Source organism: Methylobacterium sp. JK268 (genome assembly GCF_054052225.1).
The window spans coordinates 36,760-62,198 of record NZ_JBSVZN010000018.1; the positions used below are offsets into that span (position 1 = coordinate 36,760).

Consider the following 25,439-nt stretch of genomic DNA (forward strand, 5'->3'; position numbering starts at 1 on the left):
CGTACGACGCGCCGTCAACGCGGCCCCGCGCCGATCCGTGCTGACGCTCACGGGGAACGCGCCTCACCGCCGGTGACCGCCGCCACCGCGCCCTCCGCCCCGAGGAGCCGGTCGCTCTCGTCCTTGAGCGCCACGCCGGTCAGCCCCCGGCGGAAGGCCTCGCCGAGCAGCCAGTGCAGTTTGAAGGCCGCCACCTCCGGCCGCAGGCCCGCGCCGCGGATGTTCGACAGGCAGTTGCGCTCCGCGTCCGTCCGGCCGGGACGCGGATCGAAGGTGAGGTAGACCCCCAGGCTGTCGGGCGAGGACAGGCCCGGCCGCTCGCCGATCAGCACCGCCACCGCCCGGGCGCGCAGGGCCGCCCCGACCGCGTCGCCGAGCGCCACCCGGGCCTGCTCGGCCACGACCACCGGCCCCAGGCTCCAGCCCGAGGCGGCGAGGGCGGGCGCCAGCGCCGCCAGCAGCGGCACCGCCCCCGCGTGCACCGCCCGGGCCGAGAGCCCGTCCGCCACCACCAGGGCGAGGTCGACGGGGGACCCAGCCGCGGCGGCGAGGCGGGCCTCGCTCGGCCCGTCGAGCCTCCGCCCCAGATCCGGCCGGCGCAGGTAGGTGGCCCGGTCGGGTGCCGCCGAGGCGACGGCGACCACCGGACACCCCAGCCCCGCCACGCCCGCCCGCAGGGCCGCGACGTCGAGCGCCGCGTGGACCGCGTCGCGGGCCTGGGCGTGGGCGAGGGCGAAGGACAGAACCTCCCGGGTCGGCAGGCCGGATCCGGCCCGGCCGAGCCCGATCCGGGCCGGGGTGAGGGCGCGCAGCCGCGCCCAGGCCTCCTCCCACGAAGCTCCTTCGGGGTTCATGCGGCGCGCCCCGGCGCCGCCGCGAGCAGCGGCGCGGCGCCCCCGGGCAGCAGCGCCCCCTCGGCATCCGTCAGGCCGATCCGCGCGAGCCAGGCGGCGAATTCCGGCGCCCGCTTCAGGCCGAGCACCTCGCGCAGGTAGAGCTGGTCGTGGAAGGACGTCGACTGGTAGTTCAGCATCACGTCGTCGGCCCCCGGCACGCCCATGACGTAGCTCACCCCCGCCGCGCCGAGCAGGGTCAGCAGCGTGTCCATGTCGTCCTGATCGGCCTCGGCGTGGTTGGTGTAGCAGACGTCGCAGCCGAGCGGCACGCCCATCAGCTTGCCGCAGAAATGGTCCTCCAGCCCGGCCCGGATGATCTCCTTGCCGTCGTAGAGGTATTCGGGCCCGATGAAGCCCACCACCGTGTTGACGAGGAGCGGCCGGAAGGCGCGGGCCACCGCGTAGGCGCGCGCCTCCAGGGTCTGCTGGTCGATCCCGTGATGGGCGTTCGCCGAGAGGGCCGAGCCCTGGCCGGTCTCGAAATACATCACGTCGTCGCCCAGCGTGCCCCGCTTGAGCGAGAGCGCCGCCTCCCGGGCCTCGGACAGCAGCGGCAGGGTGACGCCGAAGGAGGCGTTGGCGGCCTGCGTGCCGGCGATCGACTGGAAGACGAGGTCGACCGGCACGCCCCGCCCGATCGCCTCGAGCGTGGTGGTCACGTGGGTGAGCACGCAGCCCTGGGTCGGGATCGCGAGGCGGGCGATGAGGTCGTCGAGGAGGTGCAGGAGCCGCGTGATCGCCTGGACCGAGTCCGAGACCGGGTTGATGCCGATCACCGCGTCGCCGCAGCCATAGGCGAGCCCGTCGAGGATCGCCGCCGTGATGCCCGCCGGGTCGTCGCCCGGATGGTTGGGCTGGAGCCGCACCGCCATCGTGCCGGGCAGGCCGATCGTGTTGCGGAAGCGGGTCACGACCCGGCACTTGCGGGCCACCAGGATCAGGTCCTGGTTGCGCATGATCTTCGAGACCGCGGCGGCGACCTCCGGGGTGATCCCGGGCGCGAGCCGCGCGAGCGTCGCCGCGTCCGCCTTGAGCAGGACCTCGCGGAAATCGCCGACCGTCAGGTGGGCGATGCCCGCGAAGGCGGCGGCGTCGTGCGTGTCGAGGATCAGCCGGGTGACATCGTCCGCCTCGTAGGGGATCAGCGGCCGGGCCACGATGTCGCGCAGCGGCACCTCGGCCAGGCACCAGCGGGCCGCCACGCCCTCCTCGGCGCTGCCCGCCGCGAGCCCCGCGAGGCGGTCGCCCGAGCGGACCGGGCTCGCCTTCGCCATCAGCTCGGCGAGGTCCGCGAACACCCAGCTGCGGGGGCCGACGACGTGGCGGTAGGCCATGCGGGATCTCCTGCCCGAGCCCAGTCTAGAGGCTGTTATGGCCCGTAGACAGGTGTTGTGTCGCGTCAGCGACGTCCAGCCCGGCAGGAGGCCAGGAGAGGCAAGGCTGGCTGCCTTGCCTCTCCTGGCCGACGCCGCGGATGGCGTCGCTCACGCGACCCTGCGGGCTGTCCGGGGTGGGGCTCCGGGTGCGTCGCCGGCCTTGCCGGTAGCCCCGCTACCGGCTGCACCCGGCTCCTGCCCGGCGCCCAACCCTGGACAGCACAACACCTGCCTACGGGCCATAACAGCCTCTAGGGCAGGGCCAGCCCGGGGTGCAATCGGGGCGGTCCAAGCGGTTGATTTCGCGGCCTTTCCCGCCCCCCGCCGGCGCCTCGGCCGGATGGAGCGGCCGGGGGCTTCCGGCCTCCTACCCCGGGGGAGTAAGATGCGGTGATCCGGCCCTGGCCCGGCCGCTTCGGCGAACTACTTACGGTGGGGACGCGTCGCCGGAACGGCTTTTGCATCGCAGCGAGCGTGACCGGATCGGGCTCGCGGCACGGCGCCGGCGTGGGAGGACGCACATGCATCGCTACTTCTTCGACATCGAGGCGGAGGGATTCGGCGCGCGGGACGAGGTCGGGGTGGTCCTGACCGACATGCGGGCGGCGCGGGCGGAGGCGATGCTGGCCCTGCGCTCCTGCGCGAGCGCGCCCCTGCCCTGCGGCGAGGTCGAGGACCTCGCCCTGTCGGTGCGCGACGAGACCGGGCGGACCGTGATGCGCCTCGCACTCGGTGCCCTGGCGATGGCCGAGACCGCCGCGCCGGTGGGCGTGGCGGCCTGACGGACGGGCCGTCCCGCCGCTCCGGTCACTTCACGCCGGCGACCTTCTCCCGGATGGTGTAGGAGCCGGTCTTCTCGCCGACACTCTGCGCGACCCCCTCGGCCAGCGGCGCGAGGCGGCTCGCCTGGATGTCGAAGACGCCGGAGAGGCCGGTGAACTTGCCGGTCCCGCCGATCCACTCGCCCGTTCCCTTCAGGCGCGGCGCCATCGGCTGCGCGGCGAACGTGTACTTCTCGTAGACATGGTCGCCCTGGGCGTCGACGTAGTCGCAGTAGCCCTCGTTCTCGAAGGTCTTCGCCTCGGCGTCGAAGATCGCGCTGCTGCTGCAGCGCCCCGCCATGTTGTGGAGGAGCGCGCCGCCGGTCTGGTTCACCGCCGCCATGATGCTGACCCCGGCGGCGCTGGTGCGGGACGGACCGATCTGCACCGGCTTGCCCGGGGCCGGGTTCACGGAGGTGTAGGTGATCCGAAAGCTGCCCTCCCGGGGCAGGTCCTCCGCCGCGGCGGGCCCGGCGAGGGCCGCGACGGCGAGGAAGGCGAGCGGAGCGGCGAGGCTGTGGCGCATGAGGTTTCCTCCGGCTGCGACGTTTGTCTCGTGGACCGGCGGCCGGCGGGGTTCGACCCGCCATCCGGCCTCTCCGGCGGGACGCGGCACGGCATCGGGGCTCGATGGCCCGCGACGCCGCACCGGCCGCGTCTCCTTTCGACGCGCCGACAATCAAGTCCAGACGGAATGCGGGCGTCATCCGCCGAATGGATGATCTCGCAAGGTCAGAGTCAGTCGGTTGGCCCTGCAGTGCAACGATCGGAACTATGGCTGACTTGATCTGACCGAGTGCATTGCTGACCGCTACGTCGTCCGAGCGGCAGATGCACGGGGTTGGACCGGGTGCGTTGGAGCCGCCCCGACCGGACGAGCGGCCGCCAGCACGCTCGCGGCGCCGCACGAGGGCGCGGCGCCGCGAGTGCAGTCCGGTCGGTGACGTCAGATCAGCGGCTTGCCGCCCGTCACCGCGATGGTGGCGCCGGAGACGTAGCTCGCCTCCTCTGCGGCCAGCAGCACGTAGGCCGGGGCGAGTTCGCAGGGCTGGGCCGGGCGCTTCATCGGCACCTGCATGCCGAACTGCTCGAACTTCTCCCGGGGCATCGTCGAGGGGATCAGCGGCGTCCAGACCGGCCCCGGCGCGACGCAGTTCACCCGGATGCCCTTCTCGGCGAGCAACTGCGCCAGGCCGCCGGTGAAGTTCTGGATCGCCCCCTTGGTGGTCGCGTAGGCGAGGAGCTGCGGGCTCGGCGTGTCGGCGTTGATCGAGGTGGTGTTCACGATCGCCGATCCCGGCCGCATGTGGGGCAGGGCGGCCTTGGTCAGGTAGAACATCGCGTGGATGTTGGTGCGGAAGGTGACCTCCCACTCCTCGTCGGAGAGGTCCTCGACCGACTGCACGGTGGCCTGGTGGGCGGCGTTGTTGACGAGCACGTCGACGCGCCCGAACGCCGCCACCGCCTTCTCGACGATCGCCCGGCAATGGGCCGGATCCTTGATGTCGCCGGGCACCAGCACCGCCTTGCGGCCGGCCTCCTCGACGAGGCGGGCGGCGTCGCGGGCGTCGTCGTGCTCGTCGTAGTAGCTGATCAGCACGTCGGCCCCCTCGCGGGCGAAGGCGAGGGCGACCGCCTTGCCGATGCCGCTGTCGGCGCCCGTGATGATCGCCTTGCGGTCCTGCAGGCGCCCGCTGCCGCGGTAGTGGCTCTCGCCGTAATCGGGCCGCGGGTCCATCTCCGCGTCGCGTCCCGGCATCGGGATCGGCTTCTGGCGGTCGAAGGGCGGCTTGGGGAAATCCGGCATGGATGAACTCCTGACGCAACGCCACGGGAGGGCCGCGGCGCGCGCGCCGCGGCCGGGATTCACGGGTTCAGAAGCGTCCGCCGCTGTTCGGCCGGCAGCGGCCGTCGGCGATCTTGAAGTTCGGCGGGTCGCAGGGGACGAGGTCCGCCTCGCACCATTTCTGGCAGACCTGCGGGCCGACGCGCGGCGGGTAGTCGCCGTAGCCGGCGCCCCCGCGGAGGCTGCCGGTCACCTCAGGCCCGTCGCCCGGGTGGGCGCGGCCGTAGGGCTGGGCGTGGCCGGGACCGGCCGCGAGCAGGAGGGGGGCGAGCAGAAGGCCGACCGCGCAGGCGCGCATCACGAGAGCTCCGGGGAACAGATGGCCGCCCGTCCGGTGCGGGCGCGATGCAGCACCAACCGGCTCGCGCGGGGCCTGTTCCGCGGGCGGGACGCCGCACGGGAGCGGGCCCCCGGGGGCGGGAGGGGATTGCGGCCGTCTCTCGCCGGGACCGCCCGCGCGGGGGACCTCCCGCGCGGGGGACCTCCCGCGCGGGGGACCTTCCGCGCGGGGCGCGACTGCTCCGCCTCAGCGGAACAGGATCAGGGCCTTCGACAGGGTGATCCAGACGCCCCAGGCGATCGGCACCCCGACGGCGAGCCACGCCAGGGCGGCGGCGGGCGTCAGGCCGCCGCGGCCGATCCCGGCCGAGCCGCCATAGGCCGCCTTCGGCGCGGCCGCCGAATCCGCCGCCGCCACGTCCTGCGGGCTCATGAACCAGCGCGCCGCCAGCGGGCGCACCAGCAGGTTCGCCACCAGGCCGACCGCCAGGAATCCCGCCAGGATGGTCAGGGTGCGGCTGTAGAGGGCCGCGCCCTGCACCCCCGCATCGACCTGGGCCTGCCGGATCGCCGTGACCACGAGCGGCCCGACCACGCCCGCCGTGGACCAGGCGGTGAGGAGCCGGCCGTGGATCGCGCCCACGAACTGGGTGCCGAAGACGTCCGCCAGGTAGGCCGGGATCGTCGCGAAGCCGCCGCCATACATCGACAGGATCACGCACACGATGGCCACGAACAGGGCCTTCGAGCCGATGCCCGCCGCGAAGGGGGCGGTGGCGTAGAGCACGGCCCCGAGGGCGAAGAAGATCGCGTAGGTGGCCTTGCGGCCGATCCGGTCCGACAGCGAGGCCCAGAAGAAGCGGCCCATGATGTTGAACAGCGACAGCAGGCCCACGAAGCCCGCCGCGATCGCGGCGATCTGCGCCTTCTGGCCCGCGTCGAGGGCCGAGAAGCCGAGGTCCGGCCGGCCGATCAGCGCGCCGCCGAAGATCTCCTGGAGCATCGGCGAGGCCAGCGCCAGCACGCCGATCCCGGCCGAGACGTTGAGGCAGAGCATCGCCCAGAGCAGCCAGAACTGCACCGTCTTGTGCGCGTCGCGCAGGTGGACGTGCCCGGCGGTGATCATGCGGTTGCGGGCGGCGGGCGGGACGTAGCCGTCCGGCGCCCAGCCGCCGGGCGGCACCCGGTAGCCGAAGGCCCCGGCCATCATCACCAGGATGTAGCCCACCCCCATCACCGCCAGCGTCTGCCAGACCCCGGCCTCGCCCGGGCCCTTGAACCGGTTGATCAGGAGGTCGGCCAGCGGCGAGCCGATCATCGCGCCGCCGCCGAACCCCATGATCGCCATGCCGGTCGCCATGCCGCGTCGGTCCGGGAACCACTTCACCAGGGTCGAGACCGGCGAGATGTAGCCGAGGCCGAGCCCGATCCCGCCGATCACGCCCATCCCGAGCCAGATCAGCCAGAGCTGATGCAGGGAGACGCCCAGCGCCCCGATCAGGAAGCCGCCGCCCCAGCACAGGGCCGCGGCGAGGCCGGCCTTGCGCGGGCCCGCCCGCTCCAGCCAGCCCCCGAACAGGGCGGCCGAGAGCCCCAGCATCACGATGCCGATCGAGAACACCATCACGAGGTCGCTCACCCGCCAGTCGCAGCGCGTGGTGACGAGGGCGGTCATCAGGCTCATGTCCGGGCAGGCGGCCGGGGCCGGCTGGCCGGTGCTCAGCGCCCGCGACAGGGGCAGCCAGAACACCGACAGCCCGTAGGACATGCCGATGCAGAGGTGGATCGCGAGGGCGGCCGGCGGCACCAACCACCGGTTGAAGCCCGCCTTCGCCACGATGGCCTCCCGCGACAGGCGGCCGGGCGCCGCGAGGCCGGGGGGGGAATCGGCAAGCTCGACTGACATGGCGTCTCCTCGACGTCGATCTCATCCGGATCGTTGGTCGGTCGTTGTAGAACGTCGCCAAGCCGATGGAAGGCCGGCACGGCCCCGCTCGGCCCCTTCATCCCTCATCCCTTCGTCGAAGGCTGCCGGTCGCGGGGGCGTTTTTCGAGCGCCGCCGCCGCTCATCGAACAATATTTGCCCCGAAGTCAGTCAAGCTTGATCCGGATCCGGGCGGCGATCCGGTGGCACGGGATTGTGTCTCCCGCAGGCAAGTCGCGCATCTCGTCTGTCGGAAGCCCGGATCAGCGGAGGCGGCGACGCGGTCTGTTGTTCCGGCATGGGGAGGAGGGGCGTCGGATGCGGCCCCGCCGGATGGCGACATCGCACCGGAGGGCGCGGTCCCTCATGCCGAGTCTGCGGCGGATCGCGGGCCGCCCGGGATCTGCGGGCCAGCGGCTGCCGCGGGCGGCCCGGCCGCCCGCGGCGCACGGGCGCGCGCCGGACTCCCGATCGGCGCCGCGGCGTGCCCGCCGGGCCGTCAGGCGCGGCGCCGGACCGCCGGCGGCTCGGGCGCGTCCACGGGCCCCTCGGCCACCTCGCGCAGGAGTTCGGGCACCCGCGCCCAGGGCGCCGTCTCGTGGGCGAGCGCCGACAGGTCGGTGCCCTCGGCGGACGCGGTCACCGCCACGACGTCGTCCCAGCGGCGCAGGAAGGCGTCGACGCAGGCCGGGTCGAAGTGGCGGCCGCGCTCCGCGACGATGTGCTGGCGCGCCTCCTCGAAGGACATCGCGCGCTTGTAGGGCCGCACCGAGGTCAGAGCGTCGAACACGTCCGCCACCGCCACGATCCGGGCGGGGAGGGGGATCGCCTCCCCGGCCCAGCCGTTCGGGTAGCCGGTTCCGTCCCACTTCTCGTGGTGCGCCTCGGCGATCTCCGCCGCGAGCCGGATCAGCGCCCCCGAGGAATCGCCGAGGATCCGCTTGCCGATGAGGGTATGGTTGCGGATGACCGCGAACTCGTCCTCGTCGAGCCGGCCCTTCTTGAGCAGGATGCCGTCGGGCACCGCCACCTTGCCGACGTCGTGCAGCGGGGCCGCGAGGTAGAGCTGGCGGCAGAAATCCGCATCGAGGCCGAGCCCCTCGGCCATGAGCTGGCTGTACCTGGCCACCCGCCAGGTGTGCTCGCCGGTGTCGTTGTCGCGATACTCGACCGCCAGGGCGAGGCGGAAGATGATCTCCGCCTCGCGCTCGCGCATGTGGCGGACCGCCCGCTCGACCTCTCCCGCCAGCCAGGTGGCCTGATCCTCCAGCCGCCGCACCGCGGTGGCCAGTCGGACGAAGTTCCGCAGCCGGACCCCGAGCTCGATGCCCCGCGTCCCCTTCGCCAGGAAATCGGTGGCGCCGGCCTCCAGCGCCGCCTGCTTGACCGCGTCCGCCACGTCGCTGGTGATGACCACGACCGGGACCTGCGCGTAGTGCGGCATCTCGCGCATCCGCTGGATGAACGTGATCCCGTCCATCTCCGGCATGTGGTAGTCCACCAGCACGAGGTCGAAGGCGCGGACCTGCGCTTCCGCCAGGGCGTCACGGGCATCGACGAAGGACCGGATCGTCAGACCCTCGTCCCCGGCGAAATATCTCCGCAGCAGCAGCAGCATCGTCGTACTGTCGTCTACGAGAAGGATATCCATCCCTTCGGGCTCTCGATCTGATGGCGTCGATGCACGCCTTGGTTGTTTGCGCTTCGGCTGTGCCGAGATATGCGGCGCTTCCTAAGGGAAAGTCTTTCCCTCCTGCCCTTAAGGATCGTTGAATCTCTCTAGGGAATTCGTGGCTGACCGCGCGTACGAGGGCCTGTCATCGCTGCGTCATGACGCTGTCGCAACAGCGCCCCCTGGGGAGAGGTGGGCTGCGGTGCGGCATAGGGTCCCGCACGGGGCGGCGACCGGTTGCGGCGGGCCGGATTTCGGGGAAGCTCGGCCGTACGGGGGAATCGATGCGCGGCGCGGCAGCACTCATCGTCTGGCTCGGTCTCGGCGCGGCCTGCCCGGCCGCGGAGGATCCCTACGCGCCCGCCACGCCGCTCGCGGCGGCGCCGATCTTCCGCCGCTGCGCCGCGCCCGGCCTGCCCGAGTACAAGAAGGGCGCCTGCCTGGACGACGCCGCCAAGGCCCTGCAGGTGCAGATGCGCCAGGAGGTCGACCGCAAGCTCGCGGCGATCGACGCCGTGGCCAAGCGCCCGCCCAGTCCCGGCAGCCTCGCGGGCGCCGCCGACGCGGAGGCGTGGCGCAAGGCGTTCCTGGCCGCCCAGGCGGCCTTCGAGGAGTACGACCGGCTCCACTGCGACGCGGTCTACGACTTCGACCTCCACGGGGGCTCGGCGGCCGGCCAGGTCGCGGCAGCCTGCAAGATCCACCACCTCGTGGCGCGGATCAACGAACTCCGGAGCTGACCGGCGCCCGTGCGGGAGCGCACCGGCGCCCGCGCCCCCCGGTGCTAGGGTCGCGACAGTGCCGCCGGGCCGCGGGAGAGATCCCCGCCCGCGGCGAGCGTTCCGCGCCGAGAGGCTTCCCATGCGCCTGTTCACCCCGCTCGCCCTCGCCCTCCTCCTCGCCCTCGGCGCCGCCGTGCCCCTGGTGGCCGCGGCCCCGGCCCAGGCCGGCGTCCACTGCAAGGGCGGCTGCTAGGGCTCCCGTCCCATCGCCGAGAGGAATGTTCCCGATGATCCGGTTCCCCGTCTCCCGATCCGGCCTTCCCCGCGCGGTCCTGGCCTCCGCGCTGATCCTGCTCGGCACGCTCTCGGGCGCCGGGGCGCAGGGCGCGGCGGGCGCCGCCATCCCGACCGAGGACGAGATCGCCGAGGCCCTCTCGCCGCCGCCCCGCACCCGCGGCCTGACGCTCGGGGTGCGCAACGAGGCGGGCGGCGAGGGCCGCGCCTTCCTGGACACCCTGCGCAACCGGGCCGCCCTCTCCGACGACGAGCGCCAGCGCCTCGCGGCCGCGGCCGCGGACCGCCCGAGCATCGACCTCGACGTGCCCTTCGGGTACGGCTCGGCGCAGATCGGCCCGCAGGCCCTGCCGGTGGTGAAGGTCCTGGGGGCCACGCTGGCGCGTCCGCAATTCTCCGGCAGCGTGATCATGATCGCCGGACACACCGACGCCCGCGGACCCGACCGGGCCAACCAGGCCCTCTCCGAGCGCCGCGCCGAGGCGGTCAAGCAGTACATCGTGCGCAATTACGGCGTGCCGGCCGCCAACCTGGTGGCGGTGGGCTACGGCCGCGCCCGCCTCAAGGACCCCGCCCACCCGCTCGCCGCCGAGAACCGCCGGGTCACCGCGGTGAACATGTCGGCGGTGAAGGCGGCCTCGCGGGAATAGCGCCCGGACGCCGCCATCAGGCCGCCACGGAGCCGTGACCCTGAGGGTCCGCCCCGCTCCTCCGGGGTGCGCGGAGGTGCAGCATGGTGGTCCGGCCCCGTCCCGGCCTGTTCGAGGTTCTGTTCACGTTGCAGGGCTCGATCCTGCCGAAGGTGATCCGGCCGGTCGTCTGCGTCACGCTCCTCGCCGGCCTCGTGGTCGCGGCCGCGCACCGCGCCCCGCACGCCTTCCCGGGGACCGAGGGGATCGGGCCCTTCACGCTGGTCGGCCTCGCCCTGTCGATCTTCCTGAGCTTTCGCAACAATTCCTGCTACGACCGCTGGTGGGAGGCCCGCAAGCTCTGGGGGGCCATGATCGCCGAGACCCGCGACCTCGTGCGGCTGATCCGCGTGCTCCTCGCCGACCCCGCCGAGGCCGGGACCCGGACGGCGGGCCTCAGGCGCCTCGCGGGCTTCGCGCACGCGCTGCACGCGCGGCTGCGCGGGCAGGACGAGGCGGCGGCGGCCCTGCCCTGGCTGCCCGCGGGCGAGAGCGTCGCGGGCCGCGCGAGCCCCACCGACGCGGTGCTCGGCGCGCTCGCGGCCGACCTCGCGGGCGCCCTGCGCCGCGGTGCGATCACGGACATCCTGTTCGCGCAGCTCCAGGCGCGGATCGCCGCCCTCTCGCAGGTCCACACCGCCTGCGAGCGCATCCAGGGCACGCCGCTGCCCTTCGCCTACACGCTGCTCCTGTACCGCACGGCCTGGCTGTACTGCCTGCTCCTGCCCTTCGGGCTCGCGGCCTCCCTGGGCTGGGCGACGCCGGTGGTGACGGCCCTCGTCGCCTACACGTTCTTCGGCCTCGACGCGCTCGGCGACGAGTTGGAGGAGCCGTTCGGCCTGGAGCCGAACGACCTGCCCCTCGACGCGATGCTGCGCGGCATCGAGCGGACCGTGCACGACGCGCTCGGCGAGCCGCTGCCGCCGCCCCTCGCACCGGAGGCCTTCGTGCTGCGCTGAGGGCCCACGCCCGGGCGGAGATCCGGGCGGGGATGGGGGAAAACGACGCCCGGGCGGTCGCCTTCGGGCGGTCGCGCCCCACTTCGCCCCGATGCCGGCCCGCGGGCCGGCGCGTGACGGAGCGCCGCCCGATGATCCCGATGCTCGATCCCTCGACCCTCACGGTCTTCGTCACCGGCGCGACCGCCGGCTTCGGTGCCGCGCTCTGCCGCCGCTTCGCGGAGGCGGGGGCCCGGGTGATCGGCGCCGGCCGCCGCCGCGACCGCCTCGACGCCCTCAAGGCGGAGCTCGGCGAGCGCTGCCACGTGCTCGAACTCGACGTCACCGACCGGGCGGCGGTGTTCGCGGCGGCCGAGTCCCTGCCGGCCGGGTTCGATGCGCCCAACGTCTGCATCGCCAATGCGGGCCTGGCGCTCGGCCTCGCGCCCGCCCAGGAGGCCGAGATCGAGGATTGGGAGCGGATGATCGCCACCAACGTCAACGGCCTCACCACGACGGTGCGCGCCTTCCTGCCCGGGATGGTGGCCCGCAACGAGGGCCACGTCGTGCTGCTCGGCTCGGTGGCGGGCGACTACCCGTATCCGGGCGGCAACGTCTACGGGGCGACCAAGGCCTTCGTGAAGCAGTTCGCCCTCAACCTGCGGTCCGATCTCCTGGGCCACAACGTGCGGGTGACGAACATCGAGCCCGGCATGGCCGAGACGGAGTTCTCGCTGGTGCGCTTCCAGGGCGACGCGTCCAAGGCGGCCAAGACCTACGAGAGCATGACCCCGATGTCGGCCGAGGACATCGCCGAGACGATCTTCTGGTCCTGCATCCTGCCGCGCCACCTGAACATCAACCGCATGCAGATGATGCCGGTGATGCAGGCCTTCGGTCCCTTCGCGGTGAAGCGGGGCTGATCCGCCATCCGGCGGGGCCTTCGCGCGAGGCCGGGTTCCGCGGCGCCGGGCCCTCGCCCGGACACCGGGTGAGGGGTCGCCGTCCCGCTCAGCCCCGGTGCTCGCGCACGTCGCCGACGGTGCGGCCCGTGTCGGAGGTCGGGGGCCACCACCGCGTCGGCAGCACCGCCTCCACGTGGTCCTCGGGGTAGCGCGCGCGCAGGAAGCGCAGCGCCTCCGACGGAGAGCCCGCCCGGACCGTGACCGGCGGCCGGTAGCCGCTGCGCGTGCGGACGCTGCCGATGAAGAGCGTGGCCATCCGGATCTCCCGCTCGGTCGGACAGGGGGGAGGGGCGCTGCCCGCACCCCATGGGGGGAGACGCCCGGCCCGGCGGATGGTTCCGGCGCCGCGCCCCCTTCGCGGGCCCCTCGTCCGGGGACCGGGGCGATCCCCGCTCACCCGCGCGGGCGCATCGGCCGAGGCCTCGCCGGAGGGGGAGCGGGCGTCACGCGGGATCCGCCGCGGGCTCCGGCCACCGGAACGGATGGGCGATGTCGCCGACCGCGCGGGCGAGCCAGAGGACGTTGCGGCGGCGGCTCGTCGCGCTCGCGGGCACCCGGACCTCTTCCACGGCGAAGCCGGTGTTGCGCAGGCGCGCCTTGAACTTCCGGTCCGGCCCGCCCGACCACACGCCGAGGATCCCGTCCGGCCGCAGGGCGTGGCGCGCCCGCTTCAGGCCCCAGCCGTCGTAGAGCCGGTCGTTCTCCGGCCGGGTCGCGCCCTGCGGCCCGTTGTCGACGTCGAGGAGGATCGCGTCGTAATGGGCCGGCCGCTCCTGGATAACGCGCTTGACGTCGTCCTCCCGGATCTCGACGCGCGGGTCGTCGAGGAGGCCGGCGAAGAGGTGCGCCAGGGGCCCGCGCGCCCAGGCGATCACGGCCGGCACCAACTCGGCCACCACGACCCGGGCGTCCGGCCGAAGGACGGCGAGGGCGGCCCGCAGCGTGAAGCCCATGCCGAGCCCGCCGATCAGCACCCGCGCCCCGGGCCGGTCCCGCAGGGGACCGCAGGCCAGGGTGGCCAGCGCCGCCTCGGAGGCCCCGACCTGATCGCTCATCAGCTCGATCGTGCCGACGCAGATCGTGAACGCGTCGCCCCGCCGCATCAGGCGCATCGGCTCGCGCTCGCCCGGGATGGCACCGGTATCGACCTCAACCCACTCTGTCACGAAACGGATCTCCCCGGCTGGACGGACCGCGGCGGTGGCCCCGGAGGGCCGATCGTGCGATGTCCCGTCGATGACCGATCCCAGCCTGTACCCCTTCACCATCGAAGTTTCACCGCTCGCCACGCCGAAGGGCATGTTCGGCTGGGCCATCCGCAAGCACGGCAAGCTTCTGGAACGCTCCGATCGGCCGCACGAGACCGAGGCCAAGGCCCGCGCGCAGGCCCTCGCGGCGGTCGAGCGGGCGTTCCGCACCAACGCGGAGCCGCGGCGGCGCTGACCCCGGACGGGGCTTTCTCGCCCGGGCGCCTTGTCAGTCCGGGTGAATTGGCCCATATTGAAGTCGTCGAATTTTGGCCGGAACTCCGGGCCTCTCCGCCCCGTCATCGGTGGGCGCACGCTCTGAAACTCTCTCCAAATCCATCGATGAATCGTGCTCGACCGCGCTGTGCGGGCGTCGAGCGTTTGCGCACACTCGTGAAAATACGGACGCGATCATGAGCACCGGTACCGTCAAGTGGTTCAACGGCCAAAAGGGCTTCGGTTTCATCCAGCCGGATGACGGCGGCAAGGACGTCTTCGTCCACATCTCGGCCGTCGAGCGGGCGGGCTTGCCCACCCTCAACGAGGGCCAGAAGATCTCCTACGAGCTGGAGACGGATCGGCGCAGCGGCAAGCAATCCGCCGGCAGCCTCCGGGCGGCCTAGAGCCCGTCCCGCTGAAGCGGTTCCCGCTTCAGCGGAGGACATGCGGCACCATCGAGCACCTGGAGCGGCGCCCGGTCGCAGCGCGATCGGGCGCCGCTCTCGCCTCGACCGCGGATCGGGCCCATCCGCACCGCCGTCCCGGCCCCGAACGGCGGTCGGGCGCGGTGGCGGGCCCGAGCGCCGCACCAGCCCGATCCGCGCGCGACCCATCCGGGCCATGAGAGCCGTCCGCGCGCCGCGGCCGGCCGGCCGGACAACCTGGAGGCCGAGCATGGCCAAGAGTTTCATCACGGGCGCCGCGCGCGGCCCCTCGACCGAGGAATTCAAGGCGCGCATGGCGCGCCTCGCGCCGGAGCCCCGCCCGGAGCCGGGTGCGCCGCGGGCGCCCAAGGCGAAGTCCTTCCAGAAGCCCCGGCCCCCCGAGACCCCGCCCCCAGACAGCTCCGAATCGTGACCGCCCGCCGGCCGGGGCCGGCGGTCAGCCGCCCCGCGCGCGGCGCAGCCGGACCACGGCCCGGTCGAGGGCGCCCAGGAAGGCCGAGCGGTCCTTGGGCGAGAAGGGCCGCGGTCCGCCCGAGACGAGTCCGGCCTCGCGCAGGTCCTGCATCAGGTTGCGGGTCGCGAGCGCGAGGCCGACCGAGGAATCGGTGAACGCCTTGCCGGTCGGGGCGAGGACCGTGGCGCCGGCCCGCACGCAGCGGCTCGCCAGGGGCACGTCGGCCGTGACCACGATGGCGGCCGGCCCGGCCCGCTCGGCGATCCAGTCGTCGGCCGCGTCGAAGCTCCCCGCCACCACGACGCGCTCGATCCACGGCTCGCGGGGAATCGTCATGACGCTGTTGGCGACCACGAAGACGTGCAGCCCGTAGCGCCCGGCCACCCGGTAGACCTCGTCCTTCACCGGGCAGGCATCCGCGTCGATGTAGACCGCGATGGCGTCGTGCTGCGTCATGGCTGGGTCACGCCCCTCTCGCTCGGGCGCCGCCGCGGGGCGCGGCCGGCCCGGGTCTACACCCGGCGCCCGGCGAGCGACAGCGCCGCCGACGAAACCGTGGGACGACGGCCGCCGGGCGCCCGTGATCCGCGGTCGCTCCCGCCTCTGCGCTTGACGAACCAGGCTCATTCTGGCCGGATCCTGCCAACCAAAGCCGAACAACATTGTGGGGAGGATGCCATGGCCGCGCGCGGAGCGAATCTGCTCTTGTCTTTCGGACTTCTCGTGGCGATGACCACGGCGGGACGCGCCGAGATCGTCGTCAAGATCGGCGTGTTGAACGACATGTCCGGCGTGTACTCGGATACCGGCGGCCGCGGGTCGGTCGTCGCCGCCCAGATGGCGGCCGAGGATTTCGCCAAGACCAACAAGGACGTCCGCGTCGAGATCGTCTCCGCCGATCACCAGAACAAGCCGGATGTCGGGGCCGGCATCGCCCGCAGCTGGTACGACCGGGACGGCGTGGACGCCATCTTCGACGTCCCGACCTCCTCGGTGGCGCTCGCGGTCAGTCAGGTCACGCGCGAGAAGAACAAGATCTTCATCAATTCCGGTGCCGGCTCCGCCGACCTCACGGGCAAGGCCTGCTCGCCCAACACCATCCACTGGACCTACGACACGGTCGCGCTGGCCAACGGCACCGGCAAGGCGATGCTGAAGCGCGGCGGCGACACCTGGTACTTCCTCACGGCCGACTACGCCTTCGGGATCGCGCTGCAGACCGACACCACGACGGTGGTCGAGAAGAACGGCGGCAAGGTGCTGGGGGCGTCGCGGGTGCCGTTCCCGTCCTCGGACTTCTCGTCCTTCCTCCTGCAGGCGCAGGCCTCGAAGGCGAAGGTCATCGGGCTCGCCAATGCGGGCGGCGACACCATCAACGCCGTCAAGCAGGCCCACGAGTTCGGCCTGACGGACAGCGGCCAGAAGCTCGCCGCCCTGCTGATCTACGTGGTCGACGTGCACTCGATCGGGCTGCAGACCGCGCAGGGGCTGGTGCTGACGGAGTCGTTCTACTGGGACCTCAACCCGGAGACCCGGGCCTTCGCGGAGCGCTTCCAGCCCCGCAACGAGGGCCGGATGCCGACCATGAACCACGCCGGCGTCTACGCGGGCCTGCTCCACTACCTCAAGGCGATCACGGCCACGAACTCCAAGGACCCCCAGACCACCATGGCCTGGATGAAGTCCCACCCGACGGAGGACCCCCTGTTCGGCAAGGGCACCATCCGGCCGGACGGCCGCAAGATCCACAACATGTACCTGTTCGAGGTCAAGAAGCCGTCCGAGTCGAAGGGCGAGTGGGACGTCTACAAGCTCCTGGAGACGATCCCGGGCGAGCAGGCCTTCCGTCCCCTCAACGAGGGCGGCTGCCCGCTGGTCGGGAAGAGCTGAGCGGCAAGAGCTGAGCGGCAGGGGCTGAGCGCGGTCTCGGCAGTCAGGGGTTCGGCTCGCGGGCGCGCCCGGGCGCGTCGTGGCCGGGCGGGCGGTCCGCGCCGCGCCTTGATCCCGATCAAGGCGCGGCTGTCCGCCCGCCGGGATGGTTCGTCGGTCGGGGCCGTTCCGGCGCTCCGCCCGAGGATCCTGCGATGACCGCCACCATCACGGCTCACTCCGTTGCCGCTCCGGCCCGCCCCGCGGTGTACCCGGACGGCGCCCTCGCCAGCTTCACCGCCCTCGGCCTCGCGATCCTCGGCTCGCTGGCGACCGTGGTGCTGGTTCTGCTGGTCCTCTGAGCGGGGCCGCCGCGCAGGCGTCACACCCCGGCGAGCGCGCCCGCGTAGATCGCGCGGGCATCGGCCAGGGTGACCTCCCGCGGGTTGTTCACGAGGAGCCGGGTCTGCTTCATGGCGTCGGCGGCGAGCCGGTCGAGGTCGGCCTCGCCGATCCCGACCGCCGCCAGCGAGGCGGGGACGCCGCAATCCCGGCCGATCGCCTCCAGGCTCGCCACGAAGCGCTCGGCCGAAGCGGGCGCGGGCAGGCCGGCCGCGCCGGGATCGAGGATCGGCGCGAGCTCGGCGTAGAGGCCCTCCGCCGCCGGCAGGTTGAACCGCAGCACGCCGGTCAGCACCAGGGCGTTCGACAGGCCGTGCGTCACGTGGAAGAGGGCGCCGATCGGGTAGGCGAGGGCGTGCACGGCGGCCACCGGCGCGTTCGCGAAGGCCATGCCGGCGAACATGGAGCCGAGCAGCATGGCGCCGCGCGCCTCGCGGTCCGTCCCCTGCCGGCAGGCCGTGCGGATGTTCCCCGACAGGAGTCGCAGGGCCTCCCGGGCGAGCTGGTCGGAGAGCGGGTTCTTCCGGTGCCGGCTCGTATAGGCCTCGATGGCGTGGACCATCGCGTCAATGCCGGTCGCGGCCGTGACCGGGGCGGGCAGGCCGAGGGTGAGGTCGGGGTCGAGCACCGCCCAGTCCGGCAGGAGGCGGGGGGAGACGACGCCCTTCTTCTCCTCGGAGGGCGTGGTGACGATCGCGATCGGGGTGACCTCGGAGCCGGTCCCGGCGGTGGTCGGGACCAGGACGAGCGGCAGGCGATGTCCCCGCGCGAGCCCGACCCCGTAGAGCGAGTCGAGCGGCGCGTCGCTGCGGGCGAGGTAGGCGATGAGCTTGGCCGTATCGAGGGCCGAGCCGCCGCCGATCGCCAGCACGAGGTCGGCCTCCTCGGCCCGGGCGCGGGCGGCCCCGGCCTCGACGATGGCGGCGGGCGGGTCCGCGACCACCTCCTCGTAGACGGCGAGATGCAGGCCCGCCTCCCGCAGGGCGGCCTCCGCCGCCCCGGTCAGCCCCGCCCCGCGCACGCCGCGATCCGTCACCAGGAGCACGCGCCGCGCTCCGAAGCCCTGGACGATCTCCGGCAGTTTTCCGGCGGCGCCGGGCTCGAACAGGATGTTGGGGCTGGTCTGGAAGCTGAAGGGCCTCATCGGCGGATCTCGTCGAGGGTGAAGGCGGCCGAGTCTAGCACGGTGGCTGGCACCGGGAGAGACGCCCGGCCGGTCGCTTCGTGCGCGGCCGCCTCCCGGCGACTTTTCGACCGGTGCCGTTTCGCCTTGTGCGTCTCCGTTTCGGTAGCTACCATAATGCCGTGCTGATGGTGTAGGACGAGCACAAGCGCGAGAAGAACCGGCGGGCTCCGCTAACCGGGCACGGGCTCGACTTCGCCGATGCGCGTGACCGCTTCGAATGGGGCACGGCGCAGATCAGCCGGAGCTATGACGGCCGGCACGGTGGTGCCCGGTTCATGGCGCCCGGTTCATGGCGACCGGCTACCTCGACGGAGCGCTCGTCTCATTGGCCTTCTCACTCCTCGGGACGGAGGCGATCTCGGCGATCAGTTTGCGCGCCGCCAGTAACCGCGAGAGGAAAGCCTATGACGCGCACCGTCAAGCCTGACAGCGTGCCGCTCCTGAGCGACGCGGACGAGGCGGACCTGCAGGCCCGCATGGCCGCGGACCCGGACGCCCGCGAGATGACGGATGAGGAACTGGCCGGGATGCGACCGGCGCGGGAGGTGCTGCCGCCAGCCCTGTTCGAGGCCCTGACGAGGCGCGGGCGTCCGAGGTCGCCGAACAAGCGGGTGCAGGTCACGCTCCGCATCGATCCCGACGTGCTGGCCTCCTACAAGGCCGGCGGCGCGGGATGGCAGTCGCGGATGCACGAGGCCCTCGCGCGCGGTGCGGCACGGTCGAACGCGCGGGAGCCGGAGAGCGGGGAGGGACGTGTCGGCGGCGGCCCGCGCCGGAGCGGCCGCGCGTGACGACGCCGAACCGGGCCTGATCGCTCTGCGGCGGCGGGCGGTGTTCCTCATCGCCCCTCTGCCGGCATCGGGCGCGTGGTGTCGGATGGCTCACGACGGGCTGAGGAACGCCGCCGCGTTCACGCGCCGGAAGCCGGCCGGCGTCGCCTCGCCGGGGGCCGCCAGCCGCGGGCCGATCGCCTCCGAGCCGATCCGGGCCGAAGCCAGGACCGACCAATCGTGCTCGAAGACCTCCGCGAAGTAGCGTGCCAGCGGGGCGTCGTCGAACAGCAGGCTCGCGTCCCGGTTCAGGGTGACCCCCGCCTGCGACCAGTTCTGGCTTCCGATCAGCACCTTCCGGCGGTCCACGACGACGCCCTTGGTGTGGCTGTTGGGCTGGAACCGCACGGTCCCGATCTTGAGGCCGCGCTCGGTCAACCGCTCCAGGTTGTCCCGGTCCTTGCTCGGCATGAAGCTGCGGATGATCACCCGGACGGCGATCCCCCGCTGCTGCTGGGCGATCAGGGCGTCGATCAGGCGCTCAAGTGCGTCCTGGTCCTTCGTGGGCGCGTCGAAGGTCTGGTTCTGGACCAGGATCTCGGATTGCGCCTCCTCGATCAGCGCCACCACCGGGTCCACGAAGCCGTCCGGCGTGAGGAGCGGCGTGACGTCGAACTCGCGAGTCTCGTCGAAGGGGGCGAAGTAGCGGAACTGCGCCGCCGCTTCGAGGCCCGGCGCGGCGACCGGCACGAAGAGGTCCGGCAGCGGGGGCAGAGCCGCACTCGCCTCCTCGGCGGCGGCCGGGTTGTTGGCGAAATCGTTCAGAAGGTAGGCCTGGAGCGTCTGCGCCAGGCCGGCATGCTCCACGATGACGTGCCACTCCCGGTTGTAGGTCCTCAGCGGCGTGATCGACGGGGGCTTGTCCGTGATCGGGGCGATGTCCGGCTGGTTCGAACTCTGCCAGTTGCCGCTCGACAGCCAGAAGGCGGCCTCGTCGCGCACCGCGACCTTGATGTGGTAGGCCCGGGCGACCCAGCCGTTGACGGTCCCGATCGTCACGAAGGCGCACTCGAACCGGGTCTTCAGCGCCGCCTCGATCCGCGTCGCGGCCTCCTCGTTGTCGAGGTCGTCGCCCTTGACCCCGTCGTCGAGGGAGCCGTGGCGGCGCATGGTCAGGGTCATCTTGTCGAAGCCGCGCTTGCGCCCCGTGGCGATGACTTGGTCGACGATGTGCTGGGCGCCGAAATCGTACATGCCGACCACCAGCCGGTCGCGGGTTCCGGCCAGGAACGCCTTAAGGGTCGGCCAGCCGATGTCGGGGCTCAGATGCGCCAGCACGCGCATCGGCGCCTTGACCTGCTGGAGCGGGACGCCCGGCGGCGGCACGTAGGTGATCTCCTGGGCGATGTCGGCGAGCCGTCCGAACAATTCCCGCCCGGCCGGGCCGCTCGTTTGGGCGATCAGGTCCTCCGGCAGCGGCCCGGTGACCTCGACGGGGAAACCCATGAAGCTGTCGGGCAGGGGGTCCATGCCGGAGGCGCGCAGGGCCGCGAGGCTCCGGCGTTCCCGCACCGTCGCCACGAGCGCGCGCTCCCGGGTGATCGCGCCGTCCCGGAACACGTAGCCCCAGCGCACCCGGATCACGTCCGGGCGGTTGAAGGCCTGGCGTGCCGCGTCGAGCACCGCGCCCTCGGAGGCCGGCGCGGCCGGATCCCGGGGAGGGGAGGCGGGGACGGTCGCGGCGGCGGCGAGCGCGGGCACCGTCGGGACGGCCGGTCCGGCCGCCGCGCCGGCCTCGCCGACCGCGACGGAGATCGTGATCGGGATCGTCCAGGTGGCGGGCCCGGTCCGCGCCGGACCTCCGCCGGCCGTCTCCGGCCCAGCCGGGGGCAGCGACGCCGTCTCGCGCGTCCGCGGCGGCGGCGGCAGGGCGGGCGCCGCGCCCTGCAGCATCGCGTCGAGCAGGGCCTGCCGGTCGAGGGAGAGGCGCTGCTGGCGCATCTGCGCGACGAGGGACGAGACCCGGACCCCCTCGTTGTAGAGCCACTGGATGCGGTTCTCGTCCATGCCCGGCTGCCAGACCGTGCCTTCGACGGTGAGCGGCTGGCCGGCCGCGTTGGTCTTCCAGATGCCGGAATGGTGCAGCGCCACCACCTCCCAGCGGTCGTTGTAGACCGGCGATCCCGACGAGCCCCCGAGCGTGTCGGAGGTGTAGTGCAGGAACTCGGGCAGCACGTCGACGATCCGGTTCTCCCGGAGCGTGAGCTGCTTCATCTCCCCGTTCGGATGCTGGATGATGTTGCCGTACTGGGCCGCGATGGTCTTGCCCTCCTCGGCCAGGAGCTTGTTCCACCCGAATTCCGCGAGCCCGCGCCCGTCCCCGGAGACGGGCACGAGGGCGACGAGCGCGTAGTCGAGGTGCTGGTCCGCGAGGTGGAAGGTGGCGGCGTCCACCGCGAAGGTGGCGGAGGGGTAGGGGATGCCGCTCGCCTGGAGCGCGTAGTCGAACTGCACCAGCGAGCGCGCCGCCACGGCCGGGTCGCCGAGGACGTGGTGGTTGGTGAGGAGCAGGCGGGGCGAGACCATGAAGCCGGTCCCGTAGGCCGCCGGCTGCCCGGCCTGGACGTCCACCCAGACCCGCGCCACCGACCGGGCGACGCGCAGGCCGGTCTCCAGGAACGACACCCCCATCAGGTCGCTGGTCCCGATGATGCGCTCCAGCACCTCGCCGGTGCCGGCCGCGAGGTCCTGCTCGCCGGCCGCCGCCGGGGCGGCGAGTTCGTACCCGGTCGGGGACGGCACGATCCCGCGCCGGGCCAGGAACTTGTTCACCCGGTCGGGGGTGTCGACCTGGAGCAGGCGGCCCTCGGCGATCAGCCGCTCGTTGCGCGCCCGCCTCTCGGCGCTCGCCTGGAAGCGCGCGCGGGTCTGGGCGAGCTGGTAATCGTCGGGAATCATGGTGCGCCCTCCGGCCGCGTCAGCCGAGTTGGGTCCAGCCGCCGCGGGCGAGGTCGGCCGCCCGGTAGGCGGCGCCGTCCACCTTCAGCCCGGCCGCGTCGAGGAGCGAGACGATCCCGCCCCCCGCCGGCAGCAGGGTCTCGGTGACGGGCACTTCGAGGGTCCCGCCCCCTGGGAGACGGCCCGCCAGAGGCTGGCGCGCGCCGGTGCCCCCGGCGAGGGCCCAGCCGTCGAGCGCGACGTCGGCGCCGGTGCCGTTGAGGAGCAGGACCGCCGGGGCGGGGCCGCCCCGGCGCGCCGCCGCGAGGGTGACGACGGGCGCGGGCTGCGCCTCCGGAGGGGCCGGCCGGAAGGTCGTCGGGTCGAAGCGGCGCGCCTCCGGCCCGGTGCTGCCGGGCAGGGCGTCGCCGGTGCGGTCGTCGGTGTGCCACGCCTGGCTCTGGAAGGCGAGGAAGACCGCCACCCAGCGCTCCGTGCGCGGGAAGCGGATCAGCAGGCCGCCGTCATGCCAGACGCCGTTGTCCTCGTCGTGGAAGCCGCGCGGGTTGCCCTGGTTCATGTGGATGTTGTGGATGCCCCGGCCCGGCGCGAAGCCGAATACCTTGTCGGCGTTCTCCTCCGGGCCCCAGGGCGTGCCGAAGGCGAAGATCTCCGCCCCGCGGTCGGCGATCGCCGGGTTCACGAAGCCGGCCAGCAGATCGTTGAGGTCGCGGCCCGACCCGTCCTCGTCGGTCGGCGGCAGCAGCGTCATGTCCTGCGGGTCGAACAGGTTGCCGCGGATGAAGTCGAGGGCTCCGCTGTCGGGCCGGGGCGCGAGGGGCGTGAAGCCCGCCGCGACGTCCCGCACCCGGTCGAGGAGCGGGTGATCGAAGCCGTCGATCGCCCGGTGCAGGAGGATCGAGCTGCGCTCGCCCTCGCCGCGCCGGACGGAGGACTTCACGTTGACGGCGATCCGCCAGGTCTCGTCCGCCGCCTCGATCCGGATCTGGACATGCGGCGATGTCGGATCGTCCGGCTCCGTCCGCATCTCCACCGGGTGTCCGCGCAGGACCCCGTAGCCGCCCTGCCCCGCGCCTTGGCGCGGCCGATGAGGACGATGGTGCGGCATGTGTCTCCCCTCCCTCACGCCACGCGGACAGCCGCCGCGCGAGCGGAGTCGGCCGCCGCGCGACCGGCTTTCGAGACGCCGGCGCTGGTGCGGCCGCTGCTGTCCTATCGTTGACGACCTCGATAGTGATCCTTGGTGTCCGAAATGGCAAGTCGCCGAGACGCGCTGTCGTCGGAGGTCACTCGTGATTCATTTGCCGACTTGATGATGACTGTCGAGGAATGTCTTTTGGTTCTTTGCGGATCCGACGCAAGCAAACGATATAATCCTAGAATACATCAAATTTTCATGCGGTCGCGCCATCAGATCGAATAAATTAGAAGAGATAATTCGATTTGATGTTGCATTTAGAATGCATCATCGATGTCTTTGAGTCGCAGATTGAGATGATCATAGCCAATTGTGGGTCGCATCGAGCAACCCCTCGCCCGGGCGCAGGCGACACCGACGGATGATCGTGGCCAAGGGCTTGGCACGACGCCGCCACGCTCTCCGACCGCCCGGACCCGGGGTCTTGCATCGATCGGCTTCGCGACCGCGTGACGGCGATCCGGGGACCATTCCGATGAGGCGGTCTCCCTGGCCGCGCGGGACCGCTACGGCGTCACCCGCCTGAGCGTGAAGGCCATGCCGACCTCCGGCTCGCGGCGCCACAGGCCCTCGCCCGCCGGGACCAGCGTCACCGTGTGGCCGCGGCGCGCCACGAGGGTGATGCGGCCGGGCTCGGCGCGCCAGGAGACGGGATCGAACACCGTCAGGCCGAGGTCGCGGCATCCCTCCAGCACCCGCACCGCGGTGCCCTCGAGGGCGAGCCGGCAGGTGTCCTTCTGGGTGGCGCGGTCGAGGGCGTAGGTGCCCGCCAGGGCCTCCGCCGGCCCGGGATCCGCGGCGGGCCGGGCGGGCTCCGCCGCCGGCGCGACCGCGGCCGGCTGGACGGTCGCGGCCGGGGCCTCGGGGGGCGCGGCCCGCGGCCCCTCGGGCGCCAGCGCGTAGACCTCGGCGGGGCCGAGATCCGCCTTCAGGTCGCCGGGCGTCTCGGTGAGGGCGAAGTCGAGGCCCTTGGCGCCCGGCCCGACGAGGCGCAGCGCCCCGTCCTCCAGGCGCCACGCGGTCAGGGCGCCGAGCACCGGCAGCGCCCGCCGGCAGCCCGCCGGGAAGCGCAGGGCGTGGCCCCCCGGCGCCTCCTCGTCGGTGAGGGTCACCACGCAGCGGCGGTGGCTGCCGTTGAGCGAGAGCGCCCAGGTGCCCCGGGCCTCCGCCTCGCTGCGCGGGCGCGCGGGATCGGCCAGGGCCGGCGCCCCGGGGAAGAGGGCCGGCGCCGCGGCGAGGAGCGCCGCGGCGACCGGGAGGAGGCGCCTCACCGGGCCGTCCGGGGCCAGGGCGTCTCGGCAACGGGGGTGAGCGGCCCCTTGCCGGAGAACCACGAGACGAGGTTGTCGACGCAGAGCTGCCCCATCGCGTCGCGGGTATGGACCGAGGCGGAGCCCACATGCGGCAGCAGCACCGCGTGCTCCTGCGCGATCAGCTCGGCGGGGACCCGCGGCTCGTCCGCGAAGACGTCGAGGCCGGCGCTGTGGATGGTGCCGTCCTTGAGCGCCTGGACCAGCGCCTCCTCGTCCACGAGGGTGCCGCGGGCGACGTTGATCAGGATTCCGGTGGGCCCGAGCGCCGCCAGCACCTCGGCGTCGACGATGTTGCGCGTCTCCGGCCCGCCCGGCGCCACCACGATCAGCACGTCGACGGCGCGCGCGAGGTCGAGGAGCGTCGGGTGGTAGGCGTAGGACACGTCCTCCTGACGGCGGCGCCCGTGATAGGCGATCGTGACGCCGAATCCCTCGAGGCGATGGGCGATGGCCCGCCCGATCCGCCCGAGGCCCAGGATGCCGACGTGGCGCCCGCGCAGGGTCGCGGTGAGGGGATAGGGCTTCTCCAGCCATTTGCCGGCCCGCAGGTAGCGGTCGACCTGCGGGATCTGCCGCACGGTGGCGAGCAGCAGCCCGAGCGTCAGGTCGGCCACCTCGTCGGTGAGCACGTCGGGGGTGTTCGTCACCACGATTCCCCGCCGCCCGCAGGCCGCCGCGTCGATCGTGTCGTAGCCGACGCCGAAATTCGCGACGATCTCCAGGGCCGGCAGCCGGTCGAGGAGGGCGTCGTCCACCTGCACGTGGCTCACCGCCATGCCCTTCACCCGGGGGCCGACCTCCGCGATCAGCCGGTCGGGATCCGTGTCGGGCCCGGCGCGGTGCAGCGTGAAGTGGCGGTCGAGGGCCTCGGTGACGAGCGGCATCATCGGCCGCAGCATCAGGAGTTCGGTGGACTTCAAGCGCGTCTCCCGGGGGATGGGGCCGGCATCCGAC

Annotated in this window: 26 protein-coding genes; 11 read left to right on the top strand and 15 right to left on the bottom strand. The window is 73.0% G+C overall.

Going from position 1 to position 25,439, the window contains the following annotated elements:
* Positions 1-47 precede the first annotated feature (47 nt).
* A complete protein-coding gene (gene eutC, locus ACW9J6_RS19615) occupies positions 48-854 on the bottom strand; it encodes an ethanolamine ammonia-lyase subunit EutC (protein ID WP_457118188.1) in 807 nt (268 codons plus the stop codon).
* Positions 851-2,230: an ethanolamine ammonia-lyase subunit EutB gene (locus ACW9J6_RS19620; RefSeq protein ID WP_457118189.1), complete on the bottom strand. Its 1,380-nt coding sequence runs from the start codon at positions 2,228-2,230 to the stop codon at positions 851-853. The genes eutC and ACW9J6_RS19620 overlap by 4 nt, the downstream gene beginning before the upstream one ends.
* Before the next feature lie 563 nt (positions 2,231-2,793).
* Here ACW9J6_RS19620 and ACW9J6_RS19625 point away from each other — a divergent pair.
* A complete protein-coding gene (locus tag ACW9J6_RS19625; RefSeq protein ID WP_457118190.1) occupies positions 2,794-3,054 on the top strand; it encodes a DUF6894 family protein in 261 nt (86 codons plus the stop codon).
* A 25-nt stretch (positions 3,055-3,079) separates the two neighbouring features.
* Here the strand turns inward: ACW9J6_RS19625 and ACW9J6_RS19630 are convergent, their stop codons facing one another.
* The 5 genes from ACW9J6_RS19630 to ACW9J6_RS19650 all read right to left on the bottom strand — a co-directional run bounded on the left by ACW9J6_RS19630 (position 3,080) and on the right by ACW9J6_RS19650 (position 8,794).
* The gene (locus ACW9J6_RS19630) at positions 3,080-3,619 is read right to left on the bottom strand and encodes a hypothetical protein (RefSeq protein WP_457118191.1); all 540 of its coding nucleotides are present in this window, start codon (positions 3,617-3,619) and stop codon (positions 3,080-3,082) included.
* Between the two features lie 420 nt (positions 3,620-4,039).
* Positions 4,040-4,900, bottom strand: a complete 861-nt coding sequence (locus tag ACW9J6_RS19635) for an SDR family oxidoreductase (protein ID WP_457118192.1) — start codon at positions 4,898-4,900, stop codon at positions 4,040-4,042.
* 67 nt (positions 4,901-4,967) lie between these two features.
* Complete coding sequence (locus ACW9J6_RS19640; RefSeq protein ID WP_457118193.1) at positions 4,968-5,237, bottom strand: hypothetical protein; 270 nt, start codon at positions 5,235-5,237, stop codon at positions 4,968-4,970.
* 228 nt (positions 5,238-5,465) lie between these two features.
* Positions 5,466-7,124 (bottom strand): OFA family MFS transporter, encoded by a 1,659-nt coding sequence (locus ACW9J6_RS19645; RefSeq protein WP_457118194.1) that lies wholly within the window; start codon positions 7,122-7,124, stop codon positions 5,466-5,468.
* A gap of 518 nt (positions 7,125-7,642) precedes the next feature.
* Positions 7,643-8,794, bottom strand: coding sequence for an HD-GYP domain-containing protein (locus ACW9J6_RS19650; RefSeq protein ID WP_457118195.1), 1,152 nt, complete (start codon positions 8,792-8,794; stop codon positions 7,643-7,645).
* A gap of 305 nt (positions 8,795-9,099) precedes the next feature.
* Here ACW9J6_RS19650 and ACW9J6_RS19655 point away from each other — a divergent pair, with 305 nt between their 5' ends.
* From ACW9J6_RS19655 to ACW9J6_RS19670, 4 genes are all read left to right on the top strand, one after another.
* Complete coding sequence (locus ACW9J6_RS19655; RefSeq protein ID WP_457118196.1) at positions 9,100-9,555, top strand: lysozyme inhibitor LprI family protein; 456 nt, start codon at positions 9,100-9,102, stop codon at positions 9,553-9,555.
* A gap of 269 nt (positions 9,556-9,824) precedes the next feature.
* Positions 9,825-10,481, top strand: a complete 657-nt coding sequence (locus ACW9J6_RS19660) for an OmpA family protein (protein WP_457118197.1) — start codon at positions 9,825-9,827, stop codon at positions 10,479-10,481.
* Between the two features lie 83 nt (positions 10,482-10,564).
* Positions 10,565-11,479 carry a bestrophin family protein gene (locus ACW9J6_RS19665; RefSeq protein ID WP_457118198.1) on the top strand — a complete coding sequence of 305 codons (915 nt, stop codon included), beginning with the start codon at positions 10,565-10,567 and terminating at the stop codon, positions 11,477-11,479.
* Between the two features lie 131 nt (positions 11,480-11,610).
* The gene (locus ACW9J6_RS19670) at positions 11,611-12,381 is read left to right on the top strand and encodes an SDR family NAD(P)-dependent oxidoreductase (protein ID WP_457118199.1); all 771 of its coding nucleotides are present in this window, start codon (positions 11,611-11,613) and stop codon (positions 12,379-12,381) included.
* An 88-nt stretch (positions 12,382-12,469) separates the two neighbouring features.
* Here the strand turns inward: ACW9J6_RS19670 and ACW9J6_RS19675 are convergent, their stop codons facing one another.
* Both ACW9J6_RS19675 and ACW9J6_RS19680 read right to left on the bottom strand, forming a co-directional pair.
* Complete coding sequence (locus tag ACW9J6_RS19675; protein WP_457118200.1) at positions 12,470-12,679, bottom strand: hypothetical protein; 210 nt, start codon at positions 12,677-12,679, stop codon at positions 12,470-12,472.
* 187 nt (positions 12,680-12,866) lie between these two features.
* On the bottom strand, positions 12,867-13,589 hold the full coding sequence (locus ACW9J6_RS19680) for a spermidine synthase (protein ID WP_457118201.1): 723 nt from the start codon (positions 13,587-13,589) through the stop codon (positions 12,867-12,869).
* A gap of 70 nt (positions 13,590-13,659) precedes the next feature.
* On the opposite strand from ACW9J6_RS19680, the gene ACW9J6_RS19685 reads away from it, so the two are divergent.
* The 3 genes from ACW9J6_RS19685 (at position 13,660) to ACW9J6_RS19695 (ending at position 14,747) form a co-directional block, all read left to right on the top strand.
* Positions 13,660-13,866 carry a hypothetical protein gene (locus ACW9J6_RS19685; RefSeq protein ID WP_457118202.1) on the top strand — a complete coding sequence of 69 codons (207 nt, stop codon included), beginning with the start codon at positions 13,660-13,662 and terminating at the stop codon, positions 13,864-13,866.
* 217 nt (positions 13,867-14,083) lie between these two features.
* Positions 14,084-14,293: a cold-shock protein gene (locus ACW9J6_RS19690; protein WP_457118203.1), complete on the top strand. Its 210-nt coding sequence runs from the start codon at positions 14,084-14,086 to the stop codon at positions 14,291-14,293.
* Between the two features lie 271 nt (positions 14,294-14,564).
* The gene (locus tag ACW9J6_RS19695; protein WP_457118204.1) at positions 14,565-14,747 is read left to right on the top strand and encodes a hypothetical protein; all 183 of its coding nucleotides are present in this window, start codon (positions 14,565-14,567) and stop codon (positions 14,745-14,747) included.
* Positions 14,748-14,771: 24 nt separating this feature from the next.
* Here ACW9J6_RS19695 and ACW9J6_RS19700 read toward each other — a convergent pair whose 3' ends face one another.
* A complete protein-coding gene (locus tag ACW9J6_RS19700) occupies positions 14,772-15,245 on the bottom strand; it encodes a YaiI/YqxD family protein (RefSeq protein WP_457118205.1) in 474 nt (157 codons plus the stop codon).
* Positions 15,246-15,518: 273 nt separating this feature from the next.
* Between ACW9J6_RS19700 and ACW9J6_RS19705 the strand changes: the two genes are divergently transcribed.
* A complete protein-coding gene (locus ACW9J6_RS19705; protein WP_457118284.1) occupies positions 15,519-16,679 on the top strand; it encodes an ABC transporter substrate-binding protein in 1,161 nt (386 codons plus the stop codon).
* A gap of 194 nt (positions 16,680-16,873) precedes the next feature.
* The gene (locus ACW9J6_RS19710) at positions 16,874-17,020 is read left to right on the top strand and encodes a hypothetical protein (protein ID WP_457118206.1); all 147 of its coding nucleotides are present in this window, start codon (positions 16,874-16,876) and stop codon (positions 17,018-17,020) included.
* Positions 17,021-17,040: 20 nt separating this feature from the next.
* On the opposite strand, the gene ACW9J6_RS19715 is transcribed toward ACW9J6_RS19710, so the two are convergent.
* Positions 17,041-18,204: an iron-containing alcohol dehydrogenase gene (locus ACW9J6_RS19715; protein ID WP_457118207.1), complete on the bottom strand. Its 1,164-nt coding sequence runs from the start codon at positions 18,202-18,204 to the stop codon at positions 17,041-17,043.
* 446 nt (positions 18,205-18,650) lie between these two features.
* On the opposite strand from ACW9J6_RS19715, the gene ACW9J6_RS19720 reads away from it, so the two are divergent.
* Positions 18,651-19,037 (top strand): BrnA antitoxin family protein, encoded by a 387-nt coding sequence (locus ACW9J6_RS19720; protein WP_457118208.1) that lies wholly within the window; start codon positions 18,651-18,653, stop codon positions 19,035-19,037.
* A 90-nt stretch (positions 19,038-19,127) separates the two neighbouring features.
* Here the strand turns inward: ACW9J6_RS19720 and ACW9J6_RS19725 are convergent, their stop codons facing one another.
* The 4 genes from ACW9J6_RS19725 to ACW9J6_RS19740 all read right to left on the bottom strand — a co-directional run bounded on the left by ACW9J6_RS19725 (position 19,128) and on the right by ACW9J6_RS19740 (position 25,384).
* Positions 19,128-21,974, bottom strand: a complete 2,847-nt coding sequence (locus ACW9J6_RS19725) for a phospholipase D-like domain-containing protein (RefSeq protein WP_457118209.1) — start codon at positions 21,972-21,974, stop codon at positions 19,128-19,130.
* 19 nt (positions 21,975-21,993) lie between these two features.
* Positions 21,994-23,082 carry a DUF2278 family protein gene (locus tag ACW9J6_RS19730; protein WP_457118210.1) on the bottom strand — a complete coding sequence of 363 codons (1,089 nt, stop codon included), beginning with the start codon at positions 23,080-23,082 and terminating at the stop codon, positions 21,994-21,996.
* A 596-nt stretch (positions 23,083-23,678) separates the two neighbouring features.
* On the bottom strand, positions 23,679-24,443 hold the full coding sequence (locus ACW9J6_RS19735; RefSeq protein ID WP_457118211.1) for an AprI/Inh family metalloprotease inhibitor: 765 nt from the start codon (positions 24,441-24,443) through the stop codon (positions 23,679-23,681).
* Positions 24,440-25,384: a 2-hydroxyacid dehydrogenase gene (locus ACW9J6_RS19740; RefSeq protein WP_457118285.1), complete on the bottom strand. Its 945-nt coding sequence runs from the start codon at positions 25,382-25,384 to the stop codon at positions 24,440-24,442. The genes ACW9J6_RS19735 and ACW9J6_RS19740 overlap by 4 nt, the downstream gene beginning before the upstream one ends.
* Positions 25,385-25,439 lie beyond the last annotated feature (55 nt).

Bases quoted from the DNA above. Each gene is read 5' to 3' on its own strand.
- eutC (WP_457118188.1), bottom strand. From the start codon at position 854: ATGAACCCCGAAGGAGCTTCGTGGGAGGAGGCCTGGGCGCGGCTGCGC.
- ACW9J6_RS19620 (WP_457118189.1), bottom strand. From the start codon at position 2,230: ATGGCCTACCGCCACGTCGTCGGCCCCCGCAGCTGGGTGTTCGCGGAC.
- ACW9J6_RS19625 (WP_457118190.1), top strand. From the start codon at position 2,794: ATGCATCGCTACTTCTTCGACATCGAGGCGGAGGGATTCGGCGCGCGG.
- ACW9J6_RS19630 (WP_457118191.1), bottom strand. From the start codon at position 3,619: ATGCGCCACAGCCTCGCCGCTCCGCTCGCCTTCCTCGCCGTCGCGGCC.
- ACW9J6_RS19635 (WP_457118192.1), bottom strand. From the start codon at position 4,900: ATGCCGGATTTCCCCAAGCCGCCCTTCGACCGCCAGAAGCCGATCCCG.
- ACW9J6_RS19640 (WP_457118193.1), bottom strand. From the start codon at position 5,237: ATGCGCGCCTGCGCGGTCGGCCTTCTGCTCGCCCCCCTCCTGCTCGCG.
- ACW9J6_RS19645 (WP_457118194.1), bottom strand. From the start codon at position 7,124: ATGTCAGTCGAGCTTGCCGATTCCCCCCCCGGCCTCGCGGCGCCCGGC.
- ACW9J6_RS19650 (WP_457118195.1), bottom strand. From the start codon at position 8,794: ATGGATATCCTTCTCGTAGACGACAGTACGACGATGCTGCTGCTGCTG.
- ACW9J6_RS19655 (WP_457118196.1), top strand. From the start codon at position 9,100: ATGCGCGGCGCGGCAGCACTCATCGTCTGGCTCGGTCTCGGCGCGGCC.
- ACW9J6_RS19660 (WP_457118197.1), top strand. From the start codon at position 9,825: ATGATCCGGTTCCCCGTCTCCCGATCCGGCCTTCCCCGCGCGGTCCTG.
- ACW9J6_RS19665 (WP_457118198.1), top strand. From the start codon at position 10,565: ATGGTGGTCCGGCCCCGTCCCGGCCTGTTCGAGGTTCTGTTCACGTTG.
- ACW9J6_RS19670 (WP_457118199.1), top strand. From the start codon at position 11,611: ATGATCCCGATGCTCGATCCCTCGACCCTCACGGTCTTCGTCACCGGC.
- ACW9J6_RS19675 (WP_457118200.1), bottom strand. From the start codon at position 12,679: ATGGCCACGCTCTTCATCGGCAGCGTCCGCACGCGCAGCGGCTACCGG.
- ACW9J6_RS19685 (WP_457118202.1), top strand. From the start codon at position 13,660: ATGACCGATCCCAGCCTGTACCCCTTCACCATCGAAGTTTCACCGCTC.
- ACW9J6_RS19690 (WP_457118203.1), top strand. From the start codon at position 14,084: ATGAGCACCGGTACCGTCAAGTGGTTCAACGGCCAAAAGGGCTTCGGT.
- ACW9J6_RS19695 (WP_457118204.1), top strand. From the start codon at position 14,565: ATGGCCAAGAGTTTCATCACGGGCGCCGCGCGCGGCCCCTCGACCGAG.
- ACW9J6_RS19700 (WP_457118205.1), bottom strand. From the start codon at position 15,245: ATGACGCAGCACGACGCCATCGCGGTCTACATCGACGCGGATGCCTGC.
- ACW9J6_RS19705 (WP_457118284.1), top strand. From the start codon at position 15,519: ATGACCACGGCGGGACGCGCCGAGATCGTCGTCAAGATCGGCGTGTTG.
- ACW9J6_RS19710 (WP_457118206.1), top strand. From the start codon at position 16,874: ATGACCGCCACCATCACGGCTCACTCCGTTGCCGCTCCGGCCCGCCCC.
- ACW9J6_RS19715 (WP_457118207.1), bottom strand. From the start codon at position 18,204: ATGAGGCCCTTCAGCTTCCAGACCAGCCCCAACATCCTGTTCGAGCCC.
- ACW9J6_RS19720 (WP_457118208.1), top strand. From the start codon at position 18,651: ATGACGCGCACCGTCAAGCCTGACAGCGTGCCGCTCCTGAGCGACGCG.
- ACW9J6_RS19725 (WP_457118209.1), bottom strand. From the start codon at position 21,974: ATGATTCCCGACGATTACCAGCTCGCCCAGACCCGCGCGCGCTTCCAG.
- ACW9J6_RS19730 (WP_457118210.1), bottom strand. From the start codon at position 23,082: ATGCCGCACCATCGTCCTCATCGGCCGCGCCAAGGCGCGGGGCAGGGC.
- ACW9J6_RS19740 (WP_457118285.1), bottom strand. From the start codon at position 25,384: ATGCTGCGGCCGATGATGCCGCTCGTCACCGAGGCCCTCGACCGCCAC.